Source organism: Marinobacter lacisalsi, assembly GCF_042651045.1.
GTDB lineage: Bacteria > Pseudomonadota > Gammaproteobacteria > Pseudomonadales > Oleiphilaceae > Marinobacter > Marinobacter lacisalsi.
Genome location: NZ_JBHSDI010000016.1, coordinates 50,717 through 74,151, shown reverse-complemented (window position 1 = coordinate 74,151; position 23,435 = coordinate 50,717). Strand labels below are relative to the sequence as shown.

General features: G+C 60.7%; 21 protein-coding genes. 12 read left to right on the top strand and 9 right to left on the bottom strand.

The features are described 5' to 3' along the window. Nucleotides 1–119 precede the first annotated feature (119 nt). From panP to ACFOZ5_RS12870, 3 genes are all read right to left on the bottom strand, one after another. Nucleotides 120–1,790 carry a pyridoxal-dependent aspartate 1-decarboxylase PanP gene (gene panP / locus ACFOZ5_RS12880; protein WP_379887940.1) on the bottom strand — a complete coding sequence of 557 codons (1,671 nt, stop codon included), beginning with the start codon at nucleotides 1,788–1,790 and terminating at the stop codon, nucleotides 120–122. 175 nt (nucleotides 1,791–1,965) lie between these two features. Then, nucleotides 1,966–2,307: a DUF503 domain-containing protein gene (locus tag ACFOZ5_RS12875; protein WP_379887938.1), complete on the bottom strand. Its 342-nt coding sequence runs from the start codon at nucleotides 2,305–2,307 to the stop codon at nucleotides 1,966–1,968. After that, nucleotides 2,300–4,006, bottom strand: a complete 1,707-nt coding sequence (locus ACFOZ5_RS12870; protein ID WP_379887936.1) for an acyl-CoA dehydrogenase family protein — start codon at nucleotides 4,004–4,006, stop codon at nucleotides 2,300–2,302. The genes ACFOZ5_RS12875 and ACFOZ5_RS12870 overlap by 8 nt, the downstream gene beginning before the upstream one ends. 298 nt (nucleotides 4,007–4,304) lie before the next feature. Here ACFOZ5_RS12870 and ACFOZ5_RS12865 point away from each other — a divergent pair, with 298 nt between their 5' ends. The 4 genes from ACFOZ5_RS12865 to ACFOZ5_RS12850 all read left to right on the top strand — a co-directional run bounded on the left by ACFOZ5_RS12865 (nucleotide 4,305) and on the right by ACFOZ5_RS12850 (nucleotide 9,309). After that, complete coding sequence (locus ACFOZ5_RS12865) at nucleotides 4,305–4,523, top strand: hypothetical protein (RefSeq protein ID WP_379887934.1); 219 nt, start codon at nucleotides 4,305–4,307, stop codon at nucleotides 4,521–4,523. A gap of 205 nt (nucleotides 4,524–4,728) precedes the next feature. Then, complete coding sequence (hemB, locus tag ACFOZ5_RS12860) at nucleotides 4,729–5,739, top strand: porphobilinogen synthase (RefSeq protein WP_379887932.1); 1,011 nt, start codon at nucleotides 4,729–4,731, stop codon at nucleotides 5,737–5,739. 1 nt (nucleotide 5,740) lies between these two features. Continuing rightward, nucleotides 5,741–7,876, top strand: coding sequence for a polyphosphate kinase 1 (gene ppk1, locus ACFOZ5_RS12855; RefSeq protein WP_379887930.1), 2,136 nt, complete (start codon nucleotides 5,741–5,743; stop codon nucleotides 7,874–7,876). A 119-nt stretch (nucleotides 7,877–7,995) separates the two neighbouring features. Beyond that, nucleotides 7,996–9,309 carry a DUF945 family protein gene (locus ACFOZ5_RS12850; protein WP_379887928.1) on the top strand — a complete coding sequence of 438 codons (1,314 nt, stop codon included), beginning with the start codon at nucleotides 7,996–7,998 and terminating at the stop codon, nucleotides 9,307–9,309. A 76-nt stretch (nucleotides 9,310–9,385) separates the two neighbouring features. Here the strand turns inward: ACFOZ5_RS12850 and coaD are convergent, their stop codons facing one another. From coaD to yihA, 3 genes are all read right to left on the bottom strand, one after another. After that, entirely contained in the window at nucleotides 9,386–9,865 is a 480-nt protein-coding gene (gene coaD, locus ACFOZ5_RS12845; RefSeq protein ID WP_379887925.1) for a pantetheine-phosphate adenylyltransferase, read from the bottom strand. Nucleotides 9,866–9,900: 35 nt separating this feature from the next. Further along, a complete protein-coding gene (locus ACFOZ5_RS12840) occupies nucleotides 9,901–11,346 on the bottom strand; it encodes a coniferyl aldehyde dehydrogenase (protein WP_379887923.1) in 1,446 nt (481 codons plus the stop codon). Nucleotides 11,347–11,692: 346 nt separating this feature from the next. Further along, entirely contained in the window at nucleotides 11,693–12,364 is a 672-nt protein-coding gene (gene yihA, locus ACFOZ5_RS12835) for a ribosome biogenesis GTP-binding protein YihA/YsxC (protein ID WP_379887920.1), read from the bottom strand. Between the two features lie 157 nt (nucleotides 12,365–12,521). Here yihA and ACFOZ5_RS12830 point away from each other — a divergent pair, with 157 nt between their 5' ends. The 3 genes from ACFOZ5_RS12830 (at nucleotide 12,522) to ACFOZ5_RS12820 (ending at nucleotide 14,895) form a co-directional block, all read left to right on the top strand. Then, complete coding sequence (locus tag ACFOZ5_RS12830; protein ID WP_379887918.1) at nucleotides 12,522–13,130, top strand: c-type cytochrome; 609 nt, start codon at nucleotides 12,522–12,524, stop codon at nucleotides 13,128–13,130. Nucleotides 13,131–13,326: 196 nt separating this feature from the next. Next, the gene (locus ACFOZ5_RS12825) at nucleotides 13,327–13,965 is read left to right on the top strand and encodes a thiol:disulfide interchange protein DsbA/DsbL (protein WP_379887916.1); all 639 of its coding nucleotides are present in this window, start codon (nucleotides 13,327–13,329) and stop codon (nucleotides 13,963–13,965) included. 69 nt (nucleotides 13,966–14,034) lie between these two features. Further along, nucleotides 14,035–14,895, top strand: a complete 861-nt coding sequence (locus ACFOZ5_RS12820) for an endonuclease/exonuclease/phosphatase family protein (RefSeq protein ID WP_379887914.1) — start codon at nucleotides 14,035–14,037, stop codon at nucleotides 14,893–14,895. Between the two features lie 75 nt (nucleotides 14,896–14,970). Here the strand turns inward: ACFOZ5_RS12820 and rpmG are convergent, their stop codons facing one another. The 3 genes from rpmG to radC form a co-directional block, all read right to left on the bottom strand. Next, nucleotides 14,971–15,126 (bottom strand): 50S ribosomal protein L33, encoded by a 156-nt coding sequence (rpmG, locus tag ACFOZ5_RS12815; protein WP_008173465.1) that lies wholly within the window; start codon nucleotides 15,124–15,126, stop codon nucleotides 14,971–14,973. A gap of 11 nt (nucleotides 15,127–15,137) precedes the next feature. Further along, the gene (gene rpmB, locus ACFOZ5_RS12810) at nucleotides 15,138–15,374 is read right to left on the bottom strand and encodes a 50S ribosomal protein L28 (protein WP_379887912.1); all 237 of its coding nucleotides are present in this window, start codon (nucleotides 15,372–15,374) and stop codon (nucleotides 15,138–15,140) included. Nucleotides 15,375–15,606: 232 nt separating this feature from the next. After that, nucleotides 15,607–16,281, bottom strand: coding sequence for a RadC family protein (gene radC / locus ACFOZ5_RS12805; protein WP_379887910.1), 675 nt, complete (start codon nucleotides 16,279–16,281; stop codon nucleotides 15,607–15,609). 327 nt (nucleotides 16,282–16,608) lie between these two features. On the opposite strand from radC, the gene coaBC reads away from it, so the two are divergent. From coaBC to ACFOZ5_RS12780, 5 genes are all read left to right on the top strand, one after another. Then, nucleotides 16,609–17,814, top strand: coding sequence for a bifunctional phosphopantothenoylcysteine decarboxylase/phosphopantothenate--cysteine ligase CoaBC (coaBC, locus tag ACFOZ5_RS12800; RefSeq protein WP_379887908.1), 1,206 nt, complete (start codon nucleotides 16,609–16,611; stop codon nucleotides 17,812–17,814). 79 nt (nucleotides 17,815–17,893) lie between these two features. Next, a complete protein-coding gene (gene dut / locus ACFOZ5_RS12795; protein WP_379887905.1) occupies nucleotides 17,894–18,355 on the top strand; it encodes a dUTP diphosphatase in 462 nt (153 codons plus the stop codon). Between the two features lie 146 nt (nucleotides 18,356–18,501). After that, a complete protein-coding gene (locus ACFOZ5_RS12790) occupies nucleotides 18,502–21,129 on the top strand; it encodes a phosphomannomutase/phosphoglucomutase (protein ID WP_379887903.1) in 2,628 nt (875 codons plus the stop codon). 45 nt (nucleotides 21,130–21,174) lie between these two features. Continuing rightward, nucleotides 21,175–22,071: an acetylglutamate kinase gene (gene argB / locus ACFOZ5_RS12785; protein ID WP_379887901.1), complete on the top strand. Its 897-nt coding sequence runs from the start codon at nucleotides 21,175–21,177 to the stop codon at nucleotides 22,069–22,071. Nucleotides 22,072–22,124: 53 nt separating this feature from the next. Next, a complete protein-coding gene (locus ACFOZ5_RS12780; protein ID WP_379887899.1) occupies nucleotides 22,125–23,408 on the top strand; it encodes an LSm family protein in 1,284 nt (427 codons plus the stop codon). Nucleotides 23,409–23,435: the final 27 nt, after the last annotated feature.

Sequence of the window (23,435 nt, the reverse complement as noted above, 5' to 3'; positions counted from 1 at the left end):
CCTTGCTCCGGGCCGTCCCTGGCCCTGCTCCAAAACCACCCTGACCTACCCGTCCTCGTACAGCGGAGTTGCCTGGCCAGCCAATATTGATTTGTTGGCCAAAGACAGTTGATCGTTGATCAGGCCCGCTTCGCCACAGGCCCGCCCAGCACCGCCTCCGTGTGCTGGTACAGAATATCCATCTCGTCCTTCAGCCCAGGCTCCCCGGCCAGTTCCTTCTGCTCGTTGAGGATGTCGTCGAGGATTTCTTTCGTGGTCAGCGGGTTGGCCAGTACCACCCGGAACACGATACAGGGGAAGTTGCCATAGCGTGCCGGCTCCAGGCGGGTCCGTGAGACAAAGGCCTTGCCCCGTTCCCGCTGGGTTTTCTGGATGTACTTGGTAACCCGGTTCAGGCTCATGTTGATGCGCTCGGCCTGTAGAGTATCGGCGGCTGAAAGCGCCTGCTGCACCCGGGCCGGGCAGAAGCGGTAGGTAAGAATGTTGAGTTCCGGCTCGGTCACCAGCTCGAAATCCGGATGCCCGGTGATCATGTCCGCGAAGGTGCGGGCCTTGTCGATGCCCTGGTTGATCAGGATTTCGTAGCCTTCACGGGCCAGGATCTTCAGGCCCGAGTGGATCAGCATGGCCATGCCGGGGCGGGAGCCTTCCAGCGTGGTGCTGCCCAGGTCCCGGGAGCCCTTGCGGATGATGTACTGGGCATGATGTTCCACCGCGCTCGCCATGGTGGGGTCGCGGAAGACTACGAGGCCCACGCCCATGGGCACGTAAAGCTGCTTGTGGGCGTCAAAGGTCACCGAATCGGCCTTCTCGATGCCCCGCATCAGGTGGGAGTGCTGGCGCGAGAACAGGGTCGGTCCGCCCCAGGCGGCATCGACATGAAAATGGGCGCCAAATTCACGGGCCACGTCGGACATGGCGTCCAGGGGGTCCACATTGCCGGTCTCGGTGGTGCCGGCGATGCCGCAGATGGCCATGATCTTCACTTTCTGGCGTTGCAGTTCCAGGCACTTGTCCCGCAGGGCATCAATCTGGATGCGGTTGTCATCATCAGTGTCAACGGGGATCAGGGCGTCCCGGCCCAGGCCCAGCACGTCGGCGGCCTTGCGCAGGGAATAATGGCCGCGGCGGGATACCAGGATGGCGGCGCCGTCATGGCCATAGTATTTCAGCGCCCGGAACAGGCCTTCCTGATGCAGGCCGCGGAAACTGCCTTCCGCCGGGAACGCGCGGTTGCGGGCCACCCACAGGGCGGTGAGGTTGGCGACGGTGCCACCGGAGCACATGGCGCCCAGGGCATGGCGGGGGTCGTGCATCCACTTGCGGTAGTAGGCGCCATCCTGCTGGTAGACCAGCCGGTGAATCATGCCCAGCACCTGACGCTCCATGGGAGTGAACGCCTTGGAGGTCTCCGTCTTCACCAGATTCTGGTTCAGGGCGATCATGATCTTGGACAGCGGCAGCATGAAGTACGGCAGCGCCGAGGTCATGTGGCCAATAAAGCTGGGGGAGGCGGTATGAACCGAGTTGGCCACCAGCTTGTCCAGCAGGAACTGGGCCTGTTCGGACACAAAGATGGGCTTCTCTGGAATGGCGGAGTCAGCGAAGTTTTTCTCCACCTCGCTCAGGTCCCGTTCCACCGCAACGATATGTTCCTGCAGGAAACCGGCAAGGTTGCCCGAGATGTTCTGGTCAATGCGGCTCAGGGTGGATTCGGGGGCCTCGGGTACGGTGAATACCCGGTACATGGCCTCTACCGACGCCTGAGCTGATTTTTTCTTACCGGTCATACACGCCACGCCATCTGTGGTATCCCCGGGGGCTTTCCTGATGCCCGGCGAATTCAGCGGAACTTTCAACAGGGGATGCAGTCCTCATCTCCTGTCCTGGTCCGTGGTCAGGGCCGCGTAGTATACGGCGTCATGACATTGGTTGCCAAGCGACCGGCCTGGTCCGCACGAGCACTTATAACAGCTCCCGGTGGACCTCCAGAACCGGCGCATCAATACGCTGTTCGATGGCCTTTTCCACCTGGTCCAAGCGGGCCGTCAGTTGCTGTGAGGTGCCGCCAATGGCGACGATACTCCACACGGCACTGTCCAGTGTCTCATGATCACCGGTTTCAGCGACAGCCAGGTCGGGCTCCTTGCCCCAGATGGCCCGCATGGGGGTGAAGGCCTTGCGCTTGGCTTTCAGGTCTTCCACGCCGTAAAGCTGGAAGTGCAGCGTCACGATGCCGATGTGGGGTGTAATGGTGGCAGGAGCGGTTTCCCGCTCCGCCAGCAGTTTGCGAAACGCATCAGACATGGGGTGTGGCCCGTTGGATAATGGTTTTGGCGTCCACGCCGACAGGCAGGGCGCCGATATTGTGGATGCCCTGGCTGTCAATGCGGGAGGCGCAGAAAGCGTCGGCCACCGCGGCCGGCGCGTGGCGGATCAGCAGTGAGGCCTGCAGGGATACCGCCAGCCGGTCCACCAGATCCCGTGCCTGGAAGGCAATCCGGTCCGGGTTGCTGATGGCGGCGCCGAAGTCCGTCGTCAGCCGGTCAACAAAGCCGTCAAGACGGCGGTCGCTGCCCCGGGCCAGATTCACCTCGCCGAGGAAGGCATCAAGGCTTTCCGGCGATTTCTGCAGAGCCCGCAGGGTATCCAGGCACTGGACGTTGCCCGAGCCTTCCCAGATAGCATTCACCGGGGACTCCCGGAACAGCCGGGGCATGATGCAGTCTTCCATGACACCGCTGCCCCCGATGCATTCCATGGCTTCGTAGGCGTGGTTGGGCGTGCGCTTGCAGATCCAGTACTTGCCCACCGGTGTGGCCAGGCGCAGGAACAGCTTTTCCTGTTCATCGTTACCGGCGTCCAGGGCCCGGGCCACGCGAAGGCTGTAGGTCATCGCCGCCTCGTTTTCCAGGGCCAGGTCGGCCAGCACGTTCTGCATCAGCGGTTGCTCACTGAGGCGGGCCCCGAAGGCGCTGCGGTGGTGGCAGTGGTGCAGTGCCTGGGCAGCGGCCTGGCGCATGCCGGAAGAGCTGCCGATCATGCAGTCGAAGCGGGTCATGGCCACCATTTCGATGATGGTCGGTACGCCGCGGCCTTCCTCGCCCACCATCCAGCCCAGGGCACCTCGCAGTTCCGCCTCGCTGGAGGCATTGGCCACGTTACCCATCTTGTTCTTCAGGCGCTGGATCTGCCAGGGGTTCTTGCTGCCGTCCGGGCACCAGCGTGGCATCAGAAAGCATGACAGGCCGCCGGGGGCCTGGGCCAGCACCAGGAAGGCATCGCACATCGGGGCGGAGACGAACCACTTGTGGCCCACCAGCTCATAGGCCTGGCCGGGGCCTTCCCTGCCGGTGGGAATGGCGCGGGTGGAGTTGGCGCGCACATCGCTGCCGCCCTGTTTCTCGGTCATCGCCATGCCAATGGTGACCGACTGTTTTTCGGAGTCGGGCAGGTTACGTGAATCGTAACTGCAATCCAGTATCTTTGGTGCCCAGGTCTCCGCCAGGTCCGGCTGTTTCATGATCGACGGCATGGCGGCAAAGGTCATGGTAATGGGGCAGCCGTGGGATGCTTCCACCTGGGTGTGCAGGTAGTACCGGGCCGCCCTGGCCACATGAGCCCCGGGGCCGGGCTTCTGCCATGGGCTACTGTGCAGGCCATGTTCCATGGCCATCGCCATCAGCTCATGGTAGGCCGGGTGGAAACGTACCTCGTCGATACGGTGGCCGAAGCGGTCGTGGGTATGAAAAGAGGGCTTGTTGTCGTTGGCCTGGAAGCCCAGTTCAATGATATCGCTACGCCCGACCAGCTCGCCGTACGTGTCCAGTTCGGAACGGGCCCAGTTGGCGCCTTCCCGATCTACCGCTTCCTGCAATGCTCTGTCCTGCCGGAACAGGTTGTAGTTTTCCAGTGCCGGCGGCTGGTTGGTGACCTCGTGAGTCCTGGCCAGCCACTGGTCAGGGGTAAATCCGGCGTCCGGGGGTGTCGGATGCTTGCCGTTCATGTCGGGCCTCACTGTGTGTATCTGTTTGTAATTATTATTAAAAATTGATGGGTCAGGCGTGCCATCCGGTCAGTTACAAAAAGTAACAAAAAAGATCTGATGTTGAGATAGCGCTGTCATCATTTCCCGATTATAAAGACGTCAAGGCGCCCATGCACGTTACCCGGTATACCGTGGAAACAGCGGCGTCGAGCAGGAAACGGCCACGGGAACTGTGAGCATTCTCCGGAGCGCGTTTCATTTGATTGCCGGGGCGGTATCCGAATACACCCCGATTTTCGCTGATGGGGGGCTAGCCATGAGTGAATTGGACGAAAGCAGTCTGGAGGTATCCGGCGGCTGGAACGATCTCGACGATAACCACTCTGTTGCCGGTCGCGCACGCATCCGGGCTCAACTGGAGGCGGATATCCAGGCGTTCCTGAACGAGGGCGGTCGGATCGAGCAGGTGGACACCAGTTTCCGCACGGATGCACCTCGCAAGGTCGAAGTGGGATTCAACAATCGCAGTTTGTAATCACAAAGGTGGCAGCCGGACAAACCTGGGCCGGCTGTCATTGTCTTCAGTCGGAATAGAGAACCCGTCTCTCCCTACCTTTAGGTGCCAGCCTGTTGGGCGCCTGTCTTTCACTATGCGTATTCTTATATGCCTCAAGTCATGCCCCGGTAACCTGGTGGCGTGTATGATGGAGCGTTAAACGACTCAGTTACGGAGGGCTTTCGTGTTTTCACTTCCCAATCGTGGTTATCCAGGAACCCGTCTGCGCCGGAACCGGGTGGATGATTTTTCCCGCCGGCTGGTACGGGAAAATCAGCTCAGCGCGGATAACCTGATCTATCCCGTATTTGTCCTGGAAGGCGAGGGGCAGCGTGAGGCCGTCCCGTCCATGCCGGGGGTTGAGCGCCTGAGCATCGACCTGCTGCTGGATCACGCCCGGGAGGTTTATGAACTGGGCATACCCGCCATGGCGCTGTTCCCGGTGGTGCCAGTGGAAAAGAAAGACCTGGACGGGTCCGGTGCGTGGGATCCGCAGGGTCTGGCGCAACGGGCGACCCGTGCACTCAAAGAGCAGCTCCCCGGGCTGGGCATTATTACCGATGTGGCCCTGGATCCGTTCACCACCCACGGCCAGGATGGCATCATCAATGACAACGGTTATGTGCTGAATGATATTACCGTCGAGGCGTTGGTGAAGCAGGCGTTGTCCCATGCTGAGGCCGGTGCCGACGTGGTGGCTCCCTCCGACATGATGGATGGCCGCATTGGCGAGATCCGCCAGGCACTGGAGCAGGCCGGTCATGTGAATACCCGCATCCTGGCCTACTCAGCCAAGTACGCGTCTTCCTACTATGGCCCGTTCCGGGATGCGGTGGGTTCAGCCGGCAATCTGGGCAAGGGCAGCAAGGAAACCTATCAGATGGATCCCGCCAATAGCGACGAGGCCCTGCACGAAGTGGCCATGGATCTGGCGGAGGGTGCCGACATGGTTATGATCAAGCCGGGCATGCCCTATCTGGACATTGTTCACCGGGTGAAAACCGAACTGCAGGTGCCTACCTTTGTCTACCAGGTCAGTGGTGAATACGCCATGCACATGGCTGCGGCCCAGAACGGCTGGCTGGACGGTGACAAGGTGATGATGGAAAGTCTGATGGCGATGCGTCGGGCCGGTGCCGACGGTATTCTCACCTATTTTGCGGTGCGGGCGGCGCGCTTGCTCAACGGAGGTTGATATGAGTATGGAACGGGTGCCCGAGGTAGGAAAGGTGGGTGAAGTGGCTGCGGTACCTGAACCCGTCGAGGTGCCTGAGCGGGTAATGGATCTGGCCGCCCGGGAAAACTATTTCAACCGCGAGCTGAGCCATCTTCAGTTCAACTACCGTGTTCTCCAGCAGGCACTGGACGAGCATCACCCGCTGATCAACCGGCTGATCTTCCTGTGTATCTTCAGCAGCAACATGGACGAGTTCTTCGAGATCCGTGTCGCCGGGCTGCGTCAGCAGATGAAATACGGTCGCGAAATGGTGGGTCCGGACGGCATGCTGCCGGAGCAGGTGCTGCAGGAAATCAGCCAGGTGGCTCACGAGTACATCAGTGAGCAGTATGACATCCTCAATAAGGTGCTGATTCCGGAAATGGAGAGGGAGGGCATCCATTTCGTGCGTCGCCGGGACTGGACGCCTGCTCAGGCGGAATGGGTGCGCCAGTATTTCGAGGATGAGATCCTGCCAGTGGTCAACCCCATCGGTCTGGACCCTTCGCACCCGTTCCCGCGGCTGGTCAACAAGAGTCTTAACTTCATCGTCGAACTCGATGGCAAGGATGCCTTCGGTCGGGAGACCGGCATGGCCATCGTACCAGCGCCCCGCTCACTGCCGCGGCTGGTGCGGTTGCCGGATGACGTGTGTAGTGGCGGCGAGAATCTGGTATTTCTGTCGTCCATGATCCACGCCCACGCCGATGAGCTGTTTCCGGGCATGGAAATCAAGGGCTGTTACCAGTTTCGTCTGACCCGCAATGCCGACCTGGAACTGGAAGACGATCTGGAAGACCTGGCCTCCGCCCTGCGCGGCGAGCTGCTGAGCCGTCGCTTTGGTGACGGCGTGCGCCTGGAGGTGGCGGACAACTGCCCGGAGGAGTTGGTGCAGTTCCTGTTGCGCCAGTTTGGCCTGACCGAACGGGATCTTTACAAGGTACATGGGCCGGTCAATCTGACCCGGCTGATGGCGGTCAGCGGTCTGGTCAATCGTCCGGACCTGACCTATCCGGGCTTTTCGCCGGCGGTGCCCAAGCCCATTCGCAACAACGAAGTGATTTTCGACGCCATTCGCAAGCAGCCTGTCCTGCTACTGCACCCCTACGAGAGCTTTACCCCGGTGGTGGACTTCCTGCGTCAGGCCGCCAAGGATCCCCAGGTGCTGGCCATCCGCCAGACGCTCTACCGCACCGGCGCCGATTCGGAAATTGTCGAGGCATTGATGGACGCCGCCCGTCGCGGCAAGGAGGTGACCGCGGTCATTGAATTGCGGGCCCGTTTTGACGAAGCGGAAAACCTGGAACTGGCCAGTCGCCTGCAGGAATCCGGGGTGGTCGTGGTCTACGGCGTGGTGGGGTACAAGACCCACGCCAAGATGATCCTGATCGTGCGCCGGGAGGAAGGCCGCCTCAAGCGCTACGTTCACCTGGGTACCGGTAACTACCATGCCGGAAATGCCCGCCTTTACACCGACTACAGTTTCCTGTCTGCGGACGACGCCCTGGGCGACGACGTCAACAAGCTGTTCCAGCAGCTCACGGGGATGGGCAAGGCCCTCAAGATCAAGAAGCTGTTCCACGCGCCCTTTACCCTGCATAAACGTCTGATCGAGCTGATCGACCGCGAAGCGGGCTTTGGCGACAAAGGGCACATCATCTTCAAGTTCAATGCCCTGACCGATCCGGAAGTCATGCTGGCGCTGTACCGTGCTTCCCAGGCCGGGGTAAAGATCGACCTGATCATACGCGGCATCTGTTGCCTGCGGCCGGGTGTGCCGGGGCTGTCGGAGAACATCGAGGTAAGGTCCATCATCGGGCGCTTTCTGGAGCACACCCGGGTCTACTGGTTCGGCAACGATGGCAAGCCCGAGGTGTACTGCTCCAGCGCCGATGCCATGGTCCGCAATCTGGTCAACCGGGTCGAGACGGCCTTTCCGGTGGAGGAGCCCAGCCTGGCCACCCGCCTGAAAGAAGACCTGGATGCCTGTTTACGTGACAACTGTCAGAGCTGGGTCTTGCAGCCTGATGGACGTTACCTGCAAAATCAGCCTTCACCGGATGAGGAACGCTTTGCGTGCCAGCTGGTCCTGCTGGACCGGTTGAGCGCCAAGTAACCGGGGTCCGGTCTCGCAGCCCGTTCAAGAATGAACGGGCGGGATCAGTAGACAGGGAGATTGGGGGGCAGACTGGTACTGTCGCTTCCTGACGGACTCCCTGAAATGGAGCAAAGGACATGAAAAAAATATGGATAATGGCCGGCGGCGTGGTCGTGGTGGCAGCGGTAGCCGCCCCATGGGCCGTGGGAATGCTGACGGAACAGCACTGGCAGTCTGCGACTGCGCAGTTCAACGAGTCGCAACCCTTCTTCGTGATGGAAACCGGGCAGTTCGACAGGGGGTACCTCAGTTCCACGGCGAGTGGTCAGCTCTACGTGGTGGATCCGGATACCGGTGAGCGACATGCCATGGGCTGGACCGGTGATGTCACTCACGGTCTTACCAGCAGCACCATCCTGTTCAATTTCGATCTGCCGGAAGACGAAGAGTTTGACAGGATCTTCCCGGACGAGCAGCCAACCGTGAAAGTGACCACCAGTGCCTGGGGCTCATCCCTGGTGGAACTGGATGTGCCCGCTATCGATTACACCGACGAAGCATCCGGCGAGACTCTCAATATGTCCCGGGGCTATGCCACCCTGGAGGTGAGCAGCGACGGTGAGACACTGGATGTCGACAGCCAGTGGCCCGGCATGGTGCTGCGTACTGCCGACGCCCGGGTTTCCCTGGAAAACCTGAACCTGGAGCAGCAGTCCACCCTGCTGACCGGCAAGCTATGGACCGGCGAGGGTTCCGTGACCCTGGACAAACTGTCGATCGCAGCCCGGGATGAACCCGAGGTGATCCTGGAGGGGCTGGAGGTGGCCTCCAGTTCCGAGGCGCTCAATGATGACAAGGCGTTTTCAGCCACCGTCACGACAAGCCTGGACCAGGTTGTCTATGGGGATGAGAGCTATGGTCCCCACAGCCTGGAGGTTCAGCTGAAGGAGATGGATGTCGCGGCCTGGAACGAACTGCTGGAAGCTGTCGAAACGGCACAGGAACTCGCTATCTCGGCAGGCAATGATCCGCAAAAGGCCTTCGAGCAGCAGATGCAGGCGACCATGGCCGTGACTGGCAGCCTGGAGAAGCTGATGGCCCGTGGCATGACCCTCATCACCAACCTGGACATTGCTTCCCCGGAAGGCCCTGTGACCGGTCACCTGCGGGTTTTCCATCCGGAGCAGCCTGACACCGACCGGGTACCCCTGATGCTGATCGCCCAGACTATCGAAGGCGAGATGAACCTGAAAATTCCGGTGGCCCTGGGTGAGGAATACCCGGAGCTGGGCTCGCAGATCATGCCCATGGTTGTTCAGGGCGCCCTCGTTGAGGAAGGGGACTTCTATGTTATGGATGCTTCCCTGAAGAACATGACGGTGAATCTGAACGGGCAGGAGATGCCCATTCCGATGCCCGGTATGGGGGGTGGTTCGCCCATGCTCCAGTGATGCATGGCCGACGATAAGAAAACGGAGCCTGCGGGCTCCGTTTTTTATGCCGTATCAGAAAGTGTGTTCCGTGGGCCTACCCTGAAAACTTCGCCTTGAGGGCGTCGTGCACGATTGGTGTGACGAACTCCGACACGTCCCCGCCCAGTGAGGCGATTTCCCGGATCAGGGAGGAGGAAATGTACGACAGGTGATTGGAAGGCGTCAGGAACACGCTCTCCACTTCCGGGGCCAGGTGGCGGTTCATGTTCGCCAGCTGGAATTCATACTCGAAATCCGACACTGCCCGCAGCCCACGCAGCAGAACGTTGCCCTCCTGCTGGCGCACAAAATCCGCCAACAGGTTGTTGAAGCCGACTACACGGATATTGTCCAGATGGCTGGTGGACGCCTCGCACAGCTTTACCCGTTCCTCGAGGGTAAACAGCGGGTTTTTCTTGGAGCTGTGGGCAACGGCAATCACCACCTCGTCAAACAGCCGTCTGGCCCGCTCCACCAGGTCGACATGACCGTTGGTGATGGGGTCAAAGGTTCCGGGGTAGATAACCGTTGTCATTGGTGTGCTCCTTAAGGTCTCGGTGGCCGGAAATACTAGCGAATAAAGAAGCGATAGACCAGTTTGTGCAGTGGGCCGCCATGGGGCGGATACACCAGCTTGCCACTGTTGAGCTTCTGCTTGGCGAACACCGCCCGGGTATGGGAGAAGGTGAGAAAGCCTTCCCGGCCATGGTAATGCCCCATGCCAGAGTCGCCGACACCACCGAAAGGCAGATCATCCTGGGCCACGTGCATCAGTGAGTCGTTGATACACACGCCCCCGGAGTGGGTGCCCGCCAGCAGTCGCTTCTGGTCTTCCCGTTCATAGCCGAAATAGTACAGTGCCAGCGGCCGTGGCCGGCTGTTTATGTAGGTGATGGCGTCATCCAGACCCTTGCTGGGCACCACCGGCAGCAGGGGGCCGAAAATCTCCTCCTGCATCACCCTCATGTCTTCGGTGGGGTTGAGCACCAGGGTGATCGGCATTTTGCGGCAGCCCTCCTCGAAGTGTTCCTGGGCCGGGTTGATCTCCACCAGCTGAGCCCCCTTGCTGCGGGCATCGGCCAGCAGTTCCTGCAGACGCTGGTACTGGCGGTCGTTGATGATGCCAGTGAAATCCGGGTTGTCCCTCAGCGTGGGATACATGCGCGAGAGGGCGTCCTGGATGGCGTCGACGAAGGCATTGATGCGATCAGACGGGCACAGTACATAGTCTGGCGCCACGCAGGTCTGGCCGGCATTCAGGGCCTTGCCAAAGCCAATGCGTTCGGCCGCATCCTCCATAGGCACGTCGCTGGAGATGACCGCCGGAGATTTGCCGCCCAGTTCCAGGGTAACCGGCGTCAGGTTTTCCGCCGCCGCCTTCATCACCAGGCGCCCCACGGTGGTGGAGCCGGTAAACAACAGGTGGTCGAAGGGCCGACTCGAGAAGTCGGCGGCCACATCCGCCTCGCCGTTGATCACCGCTACCAGGTCCCGGGGGAAGGTGGTTTCCACCAGGTTGGCCAGCAGGGCGGAGGTGTGGGGGGTGAATTCGGACATCTTGATCATGGCGCGGTTGCCAGCGGCCAGCGCGGCCACCAGTGGCCCGATCGCCAGATACAGCGGGTAGTTCCAGGGCACGATAATGCCGACAACGCCCTTTGGTTGATAGAAGACCTTGTTGCTGGCGGGCTGGAACAGCATGGATACGTGCCGGCGTTCCGGCTGCATCCAGTCCTTGAGGTGGCTGAGGGCGTAATTGATACCCTGGATTGAGGGAATGATTTCCGCGATCAGGGTTTCGTCCCGGGAGCGGCCGTTGAAGTCCTTGTCGATGGCTTCACAGAATTGTTCCTGGTGAGCGATCAGCGTCTTCTTGAGGCGTGACAGGTTATCCTTGCGCTCGGTCAGCGACGGCAGCGGGTTGCGGCTGAAGGCCTGCTTCTGCTCGGCCAGTACCCTGGCGGTGAGCTGGATCTGTTTCTTGCTTTCATTCAGTGGAACAACCGTGGCAGTCATGATGGAATCCTCGGCCAGATGATGTGGAGCCTGTGGCGCCGGGTGGGCCGACCCGGAAACATGGGGTTTGCCCCCGACACGGTGGGTTTGCAAAAACCGCACCTGACAGGCTTCACTGTTGATTAGAGTTTATACGTTAAGACGTGCGGGAATAAATGCCGATTTCAGGAACGGGAGTCTCGCCGACCCGGGTTCAGTATTAAAACGCAGGGACGGGAACTTTTCGGTGAAAGTTTGATCATAGTCAATGCCGGTGCAGAAGGACTCGCCGGCGAGACTCAGGTCTCAGTACGTCGCTAACCCTGACGATTCCCGACCGGCGTTCCCGGTCGGGTTTTTTTTTGCTTCAACCTTCGAGCCACTGGGTCAGGCCATTGCGGCAATCCTCCAGCCCGGTCTTGGCGGTCGCGGAGAACATGATCAGGTGCTGCAGGCATTGCACATCCTTCAGTGCACTCTTTATACCCAGCAGCGCCGTTTTTGCCTGTCCGAACTTGAGCTTGTCTGCCTTGGTGGCGAGGATCATCAGTGGCAGGTTGTTATGTTCGCACCATTCCACCATCATCTGGTCGAAGTCGGTGAGCGGGTGGCGAATGTCCATCACCAGCACCAGTCCTGCCAGGCTGCGGCGCTCAGTGAGGTAGTGGCTGAGGTGCTGTTGCCAGTCGTCCTTCATGTCACGGGAAACCTTGGCGTAACCGTACCCGGGCAGATCCACCAGGCGGCAATTCTCCCGGTTCAGGGAAAAGAAGTTGATCAACCGGGTGCGCCCTGGCGTCTTGCTGGTACGTGCCAGCTTGCCGTTGGTGGTGATGCAGTTGATCGCGCTGGATTTGCCGGCGTTGGAGCGGCCGGCAAAGGCGACCTCGCGACCGCTGTCCGGCGGGCAGTCCGACAGTTGCGCGGCGCTGAGCAGAAAGCGGGCACTATTATAGGAGATTGGCTTGGGTGGTTCAGTGGTCACAAAGAGATCCTGGATGACATGGGCGAACGGTCGGGTGGCTGCAAACTGACCCATGGCATTTATTCATGGGCTCCTTAATGTATAATGCTACACCAATTTCCGGACAGTGCGCAGGGTACTACTGCCAAATGGCCCGCCAGTCGGGGGCTTTTCCCAGTTCTGCCGGCGGCACAAAGAATAACATTTCTGATGAGAGACAAGCGGAGCGAGCATGAAAAAACTGATCGCAGGTGTGGTTCTCGGCCTGGGCCTTTCGATGGCGGCCCACGGGGCGGGAGATCCTGAAGCAGGTGAGGCGAATGCCGGTGTTTGTGCTGGCTGTCATGGGCAGAATGGTGCTGCCCCGGTAATGGGAGCCTATCCCAAGATTGCGGGTCTGGGAGAAAAATACCTGTTCCAGCAGCTGCAGGCCATTCGCGATGGTGATCGTCCGATTCCGGAAATGACCGGTCTGCTCGACGGTAAGAGCGATCAGGATCTGCAGGATCTGGCCGCTTACTTTGAGCAGACAGACATGCCCGTCGGTCAGGCCAGCCCCGAAGGCCTGGAGCAGGGGCGCAGCCTCTACAAGGGAGGCAACCTGGCTTCCGGTGTGGCCGCCTGTGCAGCCTGCCACAACCCGGAAGGCAAGGGTAATGGTCCGGCCGGCTATCCTCATATTGGTGGCCAGAACGCCGAATACGTGATCAAGTCCCTGAACGATTACAAGTCCGGTGAGCGTAATGGTGCGCCCCAGGCGCAGATCATGGTGGACATTGCATCCCGGCTGACTGACGCTGAAATTGAAGCCGTTGCGAACTATATTTCCGGTCTGAACTGATTCCCGGTCAGTCTGGCAATCACAAAAGCCCGCCATGTGCGGGCTTTTGCGTTTCTGGCATTCTGACCTGGCTGTAACGGTGGTCGACTGGATATGGCGCCATGCCATGGCATAATCCATGGCAGATGAACCTTTTACCGGTGGACCTGTCTCAGCCGGGTCCATGAAACAATCATAACCAATCCAGAGGTGTCTGATGGGTATTTTCCGAACTCTTGCCGCCGGCGTTGTCGCCGCGACTGTCGCGTTTTCCGCTTCCGCACAGGACCAGTGGGTGGAAGGGCAGCATTACCAGCGCCTGGCAACGGAAGTTTCTGCGTCTTCCGATGAGGGCATCGAGGTGGTCGAGGTGTTCTGGTACGGCTGCGGTGCCTGTAACCAGTTTGAGCCGTTGATGCAGGCCTGGAAAAAAGAGGCTGCTGATGACGTCAATGTTGTCCTGGTGCCTGCCCCCATGAACAAGGCCGCTGTCGAGCACGCCCGCGCCTATTACGCCACCAAGGCGATTGGCGCCACCGACAAGACCCATGATGCCTTCTATAAAGCCCTGGCTGAAGAGCGTCAGGACCTGAGCAATGCCTCTACTCTGGGGGATTTCGTTGAAGCCCAGGGGGTTGACCGTGAAGCGTTTATCAAGGCATTCAACAGTTTCGGAGTGAAAGCCCAGATGCAGCGTTCCGTGTCACTGCTTCGCGGCGCCCAGGTCGGTGGTACCCCCACCATGCTGGTGGCGGGCAAGTACAAGACCGGGCCGGTAATGGCCGGTGGCTACGAGGAAGCCCTGGAAGTTGTGGACTATCTTGTTGAGAAGGAGCGCAACGAACGCGCCGAGTAAGATCCGGAAGCCTGCGTGGTATCCATGCAGGCTCTTCCCCGGCACCACCATGTTTCCGGAGCCTCACTGATGTATCGAAGGTTGAAGCAGGGGTTCAGTAATATCTCCGGCCGGGCCTCGCCCTCGCGGGGTTCCTGCTCCGGTATGGACCATGTGCCGGATTTCGAGCCCCACCGCCATATCCGCCTGTTGACCTTCAACATCCAGGTGGGGATCAATACCGCGTCCTATCATCATTACGTGACCCGAAGCTGGCAGCATGTGCTGCCACACCGGGGCCGCATTGAAAACCTGGACCGTATTGCCAGCCTGGTACGCAACTATGATGTGGTCGCCCTGCAGGAGTGTGACGGCGGCAGCATTCGCAGTGGTTATATCAACCAGGTCCAGTATCTGGCCGAGGCCAGTGGCATTCCCTACTGGCATCAGCAACTGAATCGTAATCTGGGGCCGGTGGCCCAGCACAGCAATGGCCTGCTCAGCCGGTTCCGACCGCTGGACGTGACGGAGCACCGGTTGCCGGGCATATTGCCGGGGCGGGGTGCGATCATTGCCCGTTTCGGGGATATTGAGGACCCCCTGGTGCTGGTGATCATGCACCTGTCGCTGAGCAAGGCGGGGCAAAGTCGTCAGCTGGCCTATGTGCACGAGTTGATTGCGGACTATCAGCATGTGGTGCTGATGGGAGATCTCAACAACCACGCGGAAGAACTGCTCACCAATACGCCCCTGAAGCATGCCAACCTGATTCCGTTGCCGGACACCGCCCACAGCTTTCCCAGCTGGCGGCCCGAGCGGGCACTGGATCATATCCTGGTCAGCCCCAGCCTGGAGATCCGCAACTCCGAGGTGGTGAGTTACCCCCTGTCTGATCACCTTCCCATTGCCATGGATATCGCCCTGCCGAGAGGGTATCTCAAGACGTTCTGACGGTTCCGCCCGGGGCTTTGGGTTCAGGCATAAAAAAACCCGGCCGGGGCCGGGTTTTCTCTGGAGGCAAAGACCTTACTTGATCTTGGCTTCCTTGTACGCAACGTGCTTGCGGACAACCGGATCGTACTTCTTGATCTCGATCTTTTCCGGAGTGTTACGCTTGTTCTTCTTGGTCGTGTAGAAGTGACCAGTACCTGCTGATGAAACCAGTTTGATTTTCTCGCGCATGATGCGGCTCCTTAAGCTTTCTCGCCGCGGGCACGAATATCGGCCAGCACAGCGTCGATGCCTTTCTTGTCGATGATACGCATGCCCTTGGTGGATACGCGCAGCTTCACGAAGCGCTTCTCGGACTCAACCCAGAAGCGATGATTCTGCAGATTGGGCAGAAAACGACGCTTGTTGTGGTTCATCGCGTGAGAAACGTTGTTACCGGTGACCGGTCGCTTACCGGTTACCTGACAGACTCTGGACATGTTTGCCTCCGACCTGAACGTTGGTCCTGAATACGAAATCGTTTTTGGTAAAGGAGCCTCTGGAAAGGGCAGATCCCCTTTTCGGGGGCTCCTTGTATCGGGTCTCTGGTTGCTCTACGTGTCTGCAGATCGCACGGTGCTCGCCAGACGCCGCCAGAAAGGGACGCTTTTATACCAGAATGCCCCCCCTAACGCAAAAAATTGTTGGGAAATTGTTCAGCCTGCCGGCTATTCACATCAGCCCCCGCTCAGCCAGGGAGATGACATCGCCGTGGCCCACAACCATATGATCCAGCACACGAATGTCCACCAGCCCCAGGGCCTCCTTCAGGCGCCGGGTAAGCGAGATGTCCGCCTGGCTGGGTTCGGCAATCCCTGACGGATGATTGTGGGCGAAGATGACCGCCGCCGCATTGAAGTCCAGGGCGTGGCGCACCACTTCCCGGGGGTAGACCGCCGCCCCGTCGATGGTGCCGCGAAACAGCTCCTGGTAACGGATAACCCGATGGCGGTTGTCCAGGAACAGGCCGGCGAACACCTCGTGGGGCTGGGTGCCCAGCCGGCTGCTCAGATAGCGCCGGGTGTCTTGCGGCGATGTCAGTGGATCACCCTGGCGTACCGGTTCGTCCATCACCCTGCGGGCCATTTCCATGGCCGCCTGGACCTGGGCGTACTTGGCCGTGCCCAGACCCTTTACCCGGCAGAAGCTGCTGTGGGACGTGGTCATCAGACCACGCAGACTGCCGAATTCGTCCAGCAGGTGGCGTGCCAGAGCCATCACCGGCATGCCGGCGGTTCCGGTACGCAGGAAAATAGCCAGCAATTCAGTATCGGACAGGGTTTCCGGGCCGTGGGCGAGCAGTCGTTCCCGGGGGCGTTCGTCCCGGGGCCATTCCGTTGTTGTCATGACGTTCCTTGTGCGGTGTTAATGCGTCCTGCATTAGTGTCCCGTTTGGTCAATTCGCTGACCTACTGCGTGACGCCCTTCGGGAGCCACTGAGAGCTTTGATAGCCGCGTTGCGCTGACTCGATTTGGAACCACCAGACCTTCGCCACCGCGCCTAGCTCTCAAAGCTCTCAGTGGCTCAGTAGATCAGCAAATTAACCAAACGAGACACTTGGCTATCCTAACATGAGAGCTGCACTGTCGGGGAGATGCCGGCAATGCTATCTTATAGCCCTTTGACCGGGGCCATATAAAGGGGCCCTGGACGTGGTAATCGATGGAGACGCTATGGCCAGCCGAAAGATCCTGCTTGGTATCACCGGTGGCATTGCCGCCTATAAGAGCGCGGAACTGGTCCGGCTGCTGAAGAAGGCCGACTACGAGGTCCGGGTGGTGATGACCAGGGGCGCTGAAGCCTTTGTAACCCCCATGACGTTCCAGGCCCTCAGTGGCGAGCCGGTGCGTACCTCACTGCTGGATCCGGAGGCGGAGGCCGGCATGGGGCATATCGAGCTGGCCAAATGGGCTGATCAGATAGTGGTAGCACCGGCGTCGGCGGATTTCATGGCGCGGCTGGCCCATGGTCTGGCCGATGACCTTCTGGCCACGGTCTGCAGCGCCACCGAGGCACCGATTGCCCTGGCGCCGGCCATGAACCAGGCGATGTGGGGAAATTACCGGACTCAGCGCAACGTCCGCCTGTTGCAGGACGATCCCCAGATCACCCTGTGGGGGCCGGACCAGGGTAGTCAGGCCTGTGGCGACGTGGGCCCCGGGCGCATGCTGGAGCCGGAAACCCTGTTCGCCCTGATCGAGCAGGCCTCCGCAGCCGTGGTCACCGGTGGTGGTCGGTTGGCGGGGCGCCGTGTGGTGATTACCGCTGGCCCTACCCGCGAGCCTATCGATCCCGTTCGTTATATTACCAATCACAGCTCCGGCAAGATGGGTTACGCCCTTGCCGAGGCGGCCCGCGCAGCCGGGGCGACGGTGACCCTGATCAGTGGCCCGGTCAGCCTGGCCGCCCCGGCAGGGGTCCAGGTGGTGCCGGTCGAGACAGCCGAAGAAATGCTGCTGGCTACCTCGGAAGAGGTGGACAAGGGCGCCGATCTGTTTGTCGCCACCGCTGCCGTGGCGGACTATCGCCCGGCCTCCCGTGCCGGGCAGAAGATGAAGAAATCCCACGAATCTTTGTCGCTGGAACTGGTGCGCAATCCCGATACCCTGGCTACCATTGCTGCTCGAGAGGATGCCCCGTTTACCGTTGGTTTTGCGGCGGAAACCACGGACGTCGAGCATTACGCCACGGACAAGATGAAACGGAAAAAGCTGGGCATGATCGTTGCGAACGATGTCTCTGCCCCCGGTATTGGCTTCAACAGCGACGACAATGCCGTGACGGTATTCTGGCCCGGTGGCCGGCAAGCCATCGGCCCCGCCTCCAAACGGGAGATCGCCACCTCGCTGATAGGGCTGATCGCCGAGCGTATGGCCTGACAAACCCGTTCAATGGATCCCTGGCGTCCGGCGTTCAGGGTCCGCTAACCTCCGACATTCCAATGAGATAGGACGCATTATGAGTCAACAGCCAGTGCAGCTGAGAGTGCTGGATGCACGAATCGGGGATGAGATCCCCATGCCCGTCTATGCCACTGACGGTTCCGCCGGTCTCGACCTGCGGGCCTGCATTAAGTCGCCGCTGACCCTGGCGCCGGGGGAGTCGTCCCTGATTCCCACTGGTCTGTCCATCTATATCGAGGATGCCTCTCTGGCGGGCATGATCCTGCCCCGCAGTGGGTTGGGTCACAAGCACGGCATCGTGCTGGGAAATCTGGTGGGACTGATCGATTCGGACTACCAGGGGGAACTGATGGTTTCCTGCTGGAACCGGGGCACCAGCAGCTTCACCGTCAATGTGGGCGAGCGCATTGCGCAGCTGGTGCTGGTACCGGTGGTGCAGGCCCGCTTTGAGGTAGTGGATGAGTTCCAGGCCACTGGCCGGGGTGATGGCGGCTTCGGGTCAACAGGGCGGCACTGACAGTTTCCGGTGCAGACTGCGGGAAAGTTACCAATTCGCCGAATGTGTCATTAACCAATTCATGTAAACATCTATACTGACAGCACGTTAACCCAACGACTGTCAGCGCTAAGAACAATGAAGCAGCCGTCAAGACGGAGCCGACTATGAAATTTGGCAAGAAAAAGGGGAGCGCCGGGGCTGAAGATACCCCGGTGGAGGAGTCCCCCAAGAACAAGAAAGCCGCGGGTAAATCCGACAAGGGGCAACCCTCGAAGGACGCCGGAAGCAAGGTGCGCAAACTGTCCTCCGTGGCCATAACCCAGGCGATGGTGGTACTTCTGACCGGGGCGCTGGTTGCCGTGGCTTTGCAGCTGGGGGTCTTTCAGTCGGCGGAAAGCGAGCGCCGTCAGCAGGTGGCGGATGTCGGCGTCGAGTCAGCGGTCGCCAGGCTGGAAAGCCGCATGGAGCTCCTGCAGACGCTGACAACAGGCCTGGGAACCCAGACCAGCGTGCGGAGCGCCCTTGAAGAGTTTGGTGGTGAGCGCCAGCTGGCGGAGGAGCTGCAGACCCTGATGCCGGGTATCCACAAGGTATTCCTGTTCCCGTACCGCAGCATACCGCGTCGGGCTGATGACGACGCAGACCTGGGGTTTGCCACCCTGGATCTGGCGCGGCGGGCGGAGTCCGGTCGCGATGTCCACCCTGATGCCTTCCCCAGGGACGGCAAGTGGCTGGTGCAGACAGCGGCGCGCATCCGCAACCCCTCCAGTCAGGTGGTCGAGGGTACGCTGGTGATCCAGTTCGATGCCAGTGTGCTGGCCCAGGTGCTGGGCGGCACCAATGGCCGTGCCACCCTGGTGCAGACGGTAGGCGGTCAGGCGCGGGATGTGGTCAGTGGCGGTCAGGGCAATGGCCCCGAAGTGTCCCGCTCTCTTTCCATCCCCGACTGGAGCCTGACCTACCGTCCACAGGTGCCCGCACCCAGCCTTAGCACGGTTATTGTCCTGGGGCTGGTGGTGGCCGGCTTCCTGGCGGCGGCTCTCATTGTCTGGGTGATGCTCTCATCAGCCCAGAGCGCCTTGCGCAAGGAAACCACCCGCCTGGTGCAGTGGTCCCACAAGGCGTTTGCCGGTGATCGCTCGGCACCACCCCAGTTCCGGTGGGAGATACCCGCTGTTATCGCCGAAGTCCTGCATCGCATCAGCAAGGCCGTGGACAAGCGGGTTGAGGGCAGTGCCCGCAAGGCTCCGGCAGCGGGGGCCAGTCGCCCGGCTCCGGAGCCAAAAGCGGAAGAGCCCATGTTCCAGGACCGGGACATGCCGGAAATCGACATGCTGGACGGTGATGAAGACGTGCTCGGTTTTGGTGAGAGCCCTGCAGGGGCAACACCGGAAGTGGGAGAAACCCGGGCGCCGGCGGCTCCCATCTCGCCCACCATTTTCCGTGCCTACGATATTCGCGGTATTGTCGGCGAAACGCTGACCCCGGATATCGTCCGGGTGATTGGCCAGGCCATCGGGTCGGAAGCCCTGGATCGCAGCCAGGACACCCTCTGCATTGGCTACGATGGTCGTCATTCCAGCCCTGAGCTGTCAGAAGCGCTGGCTGCCGGCATTATGGCTGCGGGCTGTAATGTGGTCACTATCGGGGCGGTGCCGACGCCGGTGTTGTATTTTGCCACCCACCACATGGGCACCGGTTCAGGCGTGATGGTGACCGGCAGCCATAACCCGTCCAACTATAACGGCCTGAAAATCATGCTGGGCGGTGAAACCCTGTCGGAAGATGGCATCCAGAAGCTGTACCAGCGTATCCAGACCGGCGATCTGCACCAGGGGCAGGGCAGTGCCTCCAGCGAAGACGTGCGCCGGGATTACCTGGACCGGATCGTGGGCGATATCGCCGTAGCCGCCCCCCTCAAAGTAGTGGTGGACGCCGGCAACGGCATTGCCGGCGAACTGGCCCCGCTGTTGCTGGAAGAGCTCGGCTGCGAAGTGATCCCCCTGTATTGCGAGGTGGACGGTAATTTTCCCAATCACCATCCGGACCCGGGCAAGCCGGAGAACCTGCAGGACCTGATCGAGCGGGTGCAGCAGGAAGGAGCTGATGTGGGCATCGCCTTCGATGGTGATGGTGACCGCCTGGGCGTGGTCACCAACGAGGGCAAAATTATCTGGCCCGACCGGTTGATGATGCTGTTTGCCCGTGACGTGGTGTCCCGCAACCCCGGGGCGGACGTGCTGTTCGACGTAAAGTGCAGCCGTCGCCTCAGTGGGATTATCTCCTCCGCCGGTGGCCGCCCGGTTATGTGGAAGACCGGCCATTCGCTGATGAAGGCGAAAATGAAGGAAACCGGTGCCCTGCTGGCGGGGGAGATGAGCGGCCACATCTTCTTCGGCGAGCGCTGGTACGGCTTTGACGACGGCCTGTATTCCGCTGCCCGGTTGCTGGAAATCCTGGGTATCGAAGACCGCCAGACCAGCGAGGTATTTGCCGAATTCCCTGAAGATATCAGCACGCCGGAGCTGACTCTCGAGGTGACAGACGAAGGCAAGTTCCGCATTATCCAGCGGCTGGCGGAGCTGGCGGATTTCGGTGAGGCCAACATCACCACCATCGACGGCGTGCGGGTGGATTACCCGGACGGCTGGGGTCTTTGCCGGGCTTCCAACACCACACCGATGCTGGTGTTGCGGTTTGAGGCAGAGAACGAAGGCGCCCTCGAGCGCATCAAACAGATATTCCGGGGCCAGCTAAAGGCCCTGGCCCCGGACGTGAATATCACTTTCTGACCAGGGCCCGGGTATGTCCGGGCAAAAACAGTAAAGGCAGGTTGAATGGCACTGGATCGTAATACAGCAATGCAGGTGGCGGATGTACTGAGCAAGGGTCTGCCCTATATCCAGCGGTTTACCGGCAAGACCGTGGTCATCAAGTACGGCGGCAACGCCATGGAGAACGAGGAGCTCAAGAGCAGCTTCGCCCGTGACATGGTGCTGATGAAACTGGTGGGCATCAATCCCATTGTGGTCCACGGTGGTGGCCCCCAGATCGGCGAGTTGCTTGATCGCCTGAATATCAAGTCACACTTCGTCAACGGCATGCGGGTCACCGACTCGGAAACCATGGACGTGGTGGAAATGGTGCTCGGCGGCCAGGTGAACAAGGAAATCGTCTCGCTGATCAATTCCCACGGCGGCACCGCCATGGGTCTGACAGGCAAGGACGGCAACCTGATCCGCGCCCGCAAGCTTGAAGTGATGGGCCGGAATGATGAACTGAACCGGCCTGAAATTATTGATATCGGCCATGTGGGTGAGGTGGAAAAGGTCAATACCAAGGTCATCGACATGCTCACCCACAGCGACGTGATTCCGGTGATTGCGCCCATTGGCGTGGGGCCGGATGGCGCTTCCTACAACATCAATGCGGATCTGGTGGCCGGCAAGGTGGCCGAAGCGGTCAATGCCGAAAAGCTGATCCTGTTGACCAATGTCTCCGGCCTGAAGAGCAAGGATGACAAGGTGCTGACCGGCCTGACGGCCGCCCAGGTCAACGACCTGATCGAAGACGGCACCATCCATGGTGGCATGTTGCCGAAGATCCGCTGCGCCCTGAGCGCGGTGGAAAACGGTGTCGGAACCGCCCACATCATTGATGGCAGGGTTGCTCACGCCACCCTACTGGAAATATTTACCGACGAGGGCGTGGGTACATTGATTTCCCGCGACTGAAGCGGCCCGGAGCACCAGGCTACCAGCGCGGAGATAGGCAGGGAGATGGAACCTTGAAAAAACTGTTGTCGCTTATCGTCATTCTGGCCCTGGTGGCCTGGGGAAGTTACAAGGGGGCTGTGTGGTGGTTTGCTGACAGGACCCTTGCCGAAGTACGCCGTTCCGTCTCCGATCACGGGGCACTGGAGCGGGGCGATATCGCCTCCACGGTTGGCGGCGAGCTGGTGCTGGACGGCACCCGCTACCAGTCGTTCCAGCTGACCCAGCCCCTGGAGATCCGGCGTATCACCTACCGGGCCGGATCTCCCCTGGCCCTGCTGACCAGCCTCTATGGCGGGCATGACCTGCCACGGACCTGGCGGCTGGATGTGGCCGGCTGGCGGCTGCCATTGGATTCGGCCATGTTACGTAACTGGGTCACCGACACCGACGAACAGGCACCGCGGCCTTTGTTTGCCCCGGTATGTGGCCCCGATGCCCGTCAGCAACTGGGCAGTGGTGACCTGATCCGCATGGGTGTCACCGACCTGGCCGGCGACGCCCAGCTCCGGCAGACCTCTGGCGGCGTTCGCCTTGAGCTGTTCACCCGTGAATCCGGCAGCCTTGAGATGGAGTGGGACAATGCCCGCCTGCGTTATGACGGCGACAGCATCAGCCTGACGCCCGCCGCCGACAGCGTAAAGGTGGTGGTTCGCGACGGTGGCCTGATGCGACGGGTGACTGCCTACTGCGCCCGGGAGACCAGCCTATCGGAGTCGGCATGGGCCGATCTGGTGATGGCTTCCTTCAGCGAAGGGCTGGCAAGCCGCGGGCTTGAAGCTTCACCGCAGTTGCTGGCGTTGTATCGCCAGTGGCTGACGGAAGGCGGTGAGCTGGCGCTCACCCTCCCGGGGACAGGCTGGCCAGCGCTGCCGGTGAGGGAAGGCGACGACGTTGCCAATGACGGGGAGACCGACGACGGCGATGCCCCGACGGGCCAGGCCCTGCCGGTAACCTATAATGGCTCGACCGTGCCGGATGTGTACCTGAGCCGGATGAAACCGGTAACGCCGGAGGTAGCGCCAGCGGCGCTGGAACCGTTGACCAGCCCGGAGCAGGCCCAGGTTGTTGCTGGCTGGCAGCCGGTGGCGCTGGAGCGGGCGGAAGGCTGGCTTGATCACACGGTGCGGGTTACCCTGAGCAATGGCCGCACCGTGGAGGGCCGTCTGACCAGAGTCGACGAGAAACAGGTGGAAGTGGCACGCCCTGTCGATGGTGGTGAGGTGGCCTACCCCATGGCCAGCCGCGCTGTAGACCGGCTGGAAGTGTGGCGCAGGGGCACCCGGTCACCGGAGTGACCGGAGGATTCCAGGTATTTCCAGCAG

Coding starts and splice junctions, on each gene's coding strand:
- panP (WP_379887940.1), bottom strand. CDS start 1,790: ATGACCGGTAAGAAAAAATCAGCTCAGGCGTCGGTAGAGGCCATGTAC.
- ACFOZ5_RS12875 (WP_379887938.1), bottom strand. CDS start 2,307: ATGTCTGATGCGTTTCGCAAACTGCTGGCGGAGCGGGAAACCGCTCCT.
- ACFOZ5_RS12870 (WP_379887936.1), bottom strand. CDS start 4,006: ATGAACGGCAAGCATCCGACACCCCCGGACGCCGGATTTACCCCTGAC.
- ACFOZ5_RS12865 (WP_379887934.1), top strand. CDS start 4,305: ATGAGTGAATTGGACGAAAGCAGTCTGGAGGTATCCGGCGGCTGGAAC.
- ppk1 (WP_379887930.1), top strand. CDS start 5,741: ATGAGTATGGAACGGGTGCCCGAGGTAGGAAAGGTGGGTGAAGTGGCT.
- ACFOZ5_RS12850 (WP_379887928.1), top strand. CDS start 7,996: ATGAAAAAAATATGGATAATGGCCGGCGGCGTGGTCGTGGTGGCAGCG.
- coaD (WP_379887925.1), bottom strand. CDS start 9,865: ATGACAACGGTTATCTACCCCGGAACCTTTGACCCCATCACCAACGGT.
- ACFOZ5_RS12840 (WP_379887923.1), bottom strand. CDS start 11,346: ATGACTGCCACGGTTGTTCCACTGAATGAAAGCAAGAAACAGATCCAG.
- yihA (WP_379887920.1), bottom strand. CDS start 12,364: ATGGGTCAGTTTGCAGCCACCCGACCGTTCGCCCATGTCATCCAGGAT.
- ACFOZ5_RS12830 (WP_379887918.1), top strand. CDS start 12,522: ATGAAAAAACTGATCGCAGGTGTGGTTCTCGGCCTGGGCCTTTCGATG.
- ACFOZ5_RS12825 (WP_379887916.1), top strand. CDS start 13,327: ATGGGTATTTTCCGAACTCTTGCCGCCGGCGTTGTCGCCGCGACTGTC.
- ACFOZ5_RS12820 (WP_379887914.1), top strand. CDS start 14,035: ATGTATCGAAGGTTGAAGCAGGGGTTCAGTAATATCTCCGGCCGGGCC.
- rpmG (WP_008173465.1), bottom strand. CDS start 15,126: ATGCGCGAGAAAATCAAACTGGTTTCATCAGCAGGTACTGGTCACTTC.
- rpmB (WP_379887912.1), bottom strand. CDS start 15,374: ATGTCCAGAGTCTGTCAGGTAACCGGTAAGCGACCGGTCACCGGTAAC.
- radC (WP_379887910.1), bottom strand. CDS start 16,281: ATGACAACAACGGAATGGCCCCGGGACGAACGCCCCCGGGAACGACTG.
- coaBC (WP_379887908.1), top strand. CDS start 16,609: ATGGCCAGCCGAAAGATCCTGCTTGGTATCACCGGTGGCATTGCCGCC.
- dut (WP_379887905.1), top strand. CDS start 17,894: ATGAGTCAACAGCCAGTGCAGCTGAGAGTGCTGGATGCACGAATCGGG.
- ACFOZ5_RS12790 (WP_379887903.1), top strand. CDS start 18,502: ATGAAATTTGGCAAGAAAAAGGGGAGCGCCGGGGCTGAAGATACCCCG.
- argB (WP_379887901.1), top strand. CDS start 21,175: ATGGCACTGGATCGTAATACAGCAATGCAGGTGGCGGATGTACTGAGC.